Annotated in this window: 4 protein-coding genes and 1 pseudogene; 4 read left to right on the plus strand and 1 reads right to left on the minus strand. The window is 54.6% G+C overall.

From position 1 onward, the window contains the following. Positions 1-533: pseudogene (locus B3Z49_RS05980) on the minus strand (glutathione synthase); the annotation flags it as partial. A gap of 234 nt (positions 534-767) precedes the next feature. On the opposite strand from B3Z49_RS05980, the gene B3Z49_RS05985 reads away from it, so the two are divergent. From B3Z49_RS05985 to B3Z49_RS06000, 4 genes are all read left to right on the plus strand, one after another. Further along, positions 768-1,466, plus strand: a complete 699-nt coding sequence (locus B3Z49_RS05985) for a LolA family protein (protein ID WP_296988911.1) — start codon at positions 768-770, stop codon at positions 1,464-1,466. Between the two features lie 513 nt (positions 1,467-1,979). Continuing rightward, entirely contained in the window at positions 1,980-2,657 is a 678-nt protein-coding gene (locus B3Z49_RS05990; protein WP_296988914.1) for an EI24 domain-containing protein, read from the plus strand. Between the two features lie 284 nt (positions 2,658-2,941). Then, the gene (locus B3Z49_RS05995) at positions 2,942-3,442 is read left to right on the plus strand and encodes a bactofilin family protein (RefSeq protein WP_231959646.1); all 501 of its coding nucleotides are present in this window, start codon (positions 2,942-2,944) and stop codon (positions 3,440-3,442) included. A 12-nt stretch (positions 3,443-3,454) separates the two neighbouring features. Next, positions 3,455-3,973, plus strand: a complete 519-nt coding sequence (locus tag B3Z49_RS06000; RefSeq protein WP_296988917.1) for a hypothetical protein — start codon at positions 3,455-3,457, stop codon at positions 3,971-3,973. Positions 3,974-4,049 lie beyond the last annotated feature (76 nt).

Here is a 4,049-nt window from a genome sequence, read left to right on the forward strand (position 1 = left end):
TCACCGGGTTTGAGGTGGAACACGCCCGCCCCGCCATTGCCAAACAGCGGCTTGACGATGATGTCCTTGAACTCTTCGCGGAATTCCTTGATGCGGGCTGCCGACCGGGTGATCAGGGTCGGTGGCATCAGATCGGGAAACTCGGTGACAAAGATCTTTTCTGGCGCATTGCGGACATGGCCCGGATGGTTGACCACAAAGGTTTCCGGGTGGATCGACTCAAGCAAATGGCTTGCGGTGATATAGTTCATGTCAAACGGCGGGTCCTGACGCATCAGGATAACATCGGTTTCGCGCGCCAGATCAATCACCCGTGCTTCGCCCAGATCATGGTGGTTGCCATGTTCGTAGCGCAACGTCATCGGGCGGACTTCCGCCTTGATCCGGCCCCGGTCATAGAACATGTCATCGGGATGATAATGCAAAAGGTCATATCCCCGCGCCTGGGCTTCAAGGCCCATGACAAAGGTCGAATCCCCCTTGATATCGATGCTCTCGATCGGGTCCATCTGGATGGCGACGATACGGCTCATTAAACGTGTTCTCCTGCTTGCCGGTGGTCAAATGACCTGCAATTAAGGCTCAAAACGGCCAATTAAGGTCATTTGCGGGCATGGCTTGACCCGGCTGGCCTTCCCGGCCAAATGATGCGATATGTTACTCGCAGTGAGTGGTTACTATTTGGCACGATTTTTATCATCCGCCATTCACCTTCTGCAATCGCCATGATTGCGATCAACGAATTGTTACGAACACCGGTAAGACACATGACCCGTTTGAACCAAGAACCGAAGACTCGCTGGAAATTGTTTGGCAAGAAAGGCCGCGCCGTTATCGCGGCAAGTGTCATTGCGTCCGCCATCGGTCTTGGTGCCGTCACCAGTCTGACCCTGTTGCCAAGCACAGCCCATGCGCAAGCAAGCGATCAGATCACGCCTGAGATGATCGAAAAGATCGAAAACTATCTGGCCGGGATCACGACGCTCAAGGCCGAGTTCGTTCAGATTTCATCGGATGGCGGTGCGGCCGAGGGCGATCTTTATATGGAACGCCCGGGCAAGATGCGGTTTGAATATAACCCGCCGGCCCAGATCCTGCTGGTCTCGACCGGTCATGATTTCATCTATTATGACAAGGAAATCAACGCACCGACCTATTTCGACATTGATGAAACCCCGGCCGGGATCATTCTGGCGGAAAACATCTCGCTGACCGACAAGGTCAAGATTGTCGATTATCGTCGCACGGCCGAAACTGTCCGCGTTGAGCTGGTGCGCAAATCCGATCCGGGTGCCGGAAGTGTAACCATGGTATTTACCGAAAAGCCGATGCAGCTGCGTCAGTGGAGCGTCAAGGACCCGACCGGGGTCGAAACCACGGTCACCCTGTTCAATACCGAAGAGGGCATGCAGCTTGACCCGGAACTGTTCAAATTTGAACGCATCTGGCCAAATCAGCGCAACTAGGCCAAAAATTTTTCCTATCCGATTTTGATGTCTTTGAACCGCCCGTAAACCGGTGCCGGATCAAGAATATTTTCTGATTCAACTGCTTGGCCAAGTGGTGAATGTAATTGTGATTTCGTAACGAAATCACCGCGGATTGGAATCAGGGAAAAGTTTCAAAATTTGTCGGCTTTTTCGGGCCCAAACCCATGGCACGGACGCCCTGTGCTTCCTATATGTGAGTCTGTCACAAGGTTCCCCTAAACGACGGGAACCCGGTGTGAGGAAAAGGTCTCCCCTACCTTTCCTCACGCTCCAGATTATCGGAGCGCTGGCGTCCGGTTCTCCCCCCTGGCCGGACGCCTTTTTTTTGCCTGATGCCTGCGATAGATGTCGCATTCTTGGGAAATCTGCAAAGCCACCCCCCTGATTTCACAGGCTGTTAATTTTAATTGCCTACTAAACTAATGCATGATTCCCTTGCGGATATATTCCGCACACTCGACACATGACAGGACAGGACCAACATCTTCCATGATCAATGACTTTCTGAAATCCGTTGCGCAGTTTTCCGACCCGCGTTTTCGCAAAGTTGTGCTGATCGGTGTTGCCGGTGCGCTGGCAACCATTGTCGGGTTGTGGGTCCTGATCTGGTTTGGCCTGAATTCCATCACATTCTTTACCGATGGTGGCTGGCTTGAAACCGCCGTCGACTGGCTTCTGGGCATCGGTCTGACCCTTCTTGTGCTGTTGCTGTTTCCCGCGGCCACGGTCCTGATCTCGAGCCTTCTGCTCGATCAGATTGCCGACGCGGTCGAAGACAAGCACTATCCGACCCTGCCCGATACCCGTCCGCAGCCGATCATTGATGCGCTGATCAGCGGTCTTAAATTCGCCCTGACGGCTTTGGCGCTTAACATTTTGATTTTGCCGCTTCTTCTGGCCGGGCCGCTCTATGTCATCGCGTTTTACGGGATGAATGGCTATCTTTTGTCGCGTGAATATTTTGAACTGGTTGCCGCACGCCGCTATGATGCGCTGACGGTTGAGGCCATTCGCAAAAGCCGCCAGAAAAAGCTTTGGATTGCCGGGGTCGGTTTGACCTTCCTGATGACCATTCCCTTGGTCAATCTGGTCGCGCCGATCATCGCCACCGCCTTTATGGTCCACTATTCTGTGCGTCTTGGCACCTATGTGCCCGAGACCGCCTGACCGGTAACCGCAAGGCCGATACACCTAGACCAACACCGAAACTGCAACTCTAAGGATCTGGTCATCCCATGTTTGGAAAGAAAAAAGCCAACAAAACAGTCGACAGAAGTGCGACTTCGTCAGATACATCTCGCCTGGATGGATCAGACAAGCTTTCCGGGACGATGACCTCGGCCTCTGATGCTGCATCTGACAAAGCCAGCGAAACCCGCACGTTCGAAAAAACAGAAAAGCGAACAGAGCCGCGGCTCTTCACCAAACCGCGCACAAAGGATGAACCGCAAATGTCCAGTAAACCGCACTCCACCAACTTCCGCCCGGAAATCCCGAAGCGACCGCTTGAAATCCCGACCCGCGGCAGTTCCGGTCGCCCGGGAGGATCGGGTAGCCACTCCTCCGAGGGCAAGAAACTGACAGTTGGTCGCGACATCACGCTTAAAGGTGAAATCGGTTCCTGTGACGTTCTGGTCGTCGAAGGCGTTGTCGAAGCCCAGATCAAGGAATGCTCGCGCCTCGAAGTTTCCGAAGGCGGCAGCTTCATCGGTTCTGCCCAGGTGGATGAGGCCGAAATCAGCGGCAAGTTCGAAGGTGAACTGACGGCTGGCCGTGTGGTTGTCGTCCACTCGGCTGAAATCAGCGGCAAGATCACCTATGGCGCGCTTCAGATTGAAAATGGTGCACGCATCAAGGGCGAGCTGGAATATGTCGAAGGTGCGGACACCGGTATAAGCCGCGGCGGCAGCACCGGCGCCATCACCATCCCGCGCAAATCTGACGATTCCTGATTTTTAGCGCGCATGATTGCTCTGACCCAAACCTCACCCCGAACAGACATCGCCCGTCCATTCGGGGTGATTTTGCTTCTGGCGCTCATTGCCATGGGTCTTGCGGCCTGTGGGGGCGGGTCGTCAGTGCCACCGGGTTCGACAAACACCAATTACGGCGAGCTTAATACCAAGGGCAACGTCACCACGACCCAGCCCGAAGCCCGGAGGCGGCCTGAAAATTCAAGATCACGCACCACAACGGCCGCCATCCCGTTCAAGCCAGTACCCAACGCATCGCTCAAGGGACTGTCAGAACCGGAAGTCGAAGCCAAAATCGGCGAACCGGAAATGATCCGCGGCGAAGGCGACATCCGCGTCTGGCAATACAGATCCGATCAATGTTCGTTTGATGCCTTCTTTGCCCCGGCAACCGAAGGCGCGCCTCGTGAACTCCGTCACATGCTGGCGCGCATGCGGCGCGGAAATCAGCCAATCACGGTTCAGGATTGCCTCGATCAGGTGGTCAAAAAGAATCTCGCACGCGGCTAACACCTGCCAATCATTTTTGTCGTTCTGACAATGGCTTACCGGCAATCCCGTCAAGAAGCGCATCACCACCCATGGC

Source organism: Thalassospira sp. UBA1131, assembly GCF_002311515.1.
Taxonomy (GTDB): Bacteria; Pseudomonadota; Alphaproteobacteria; order Rhodospirillales; family Thalassospiraceae; genus Thalassospira.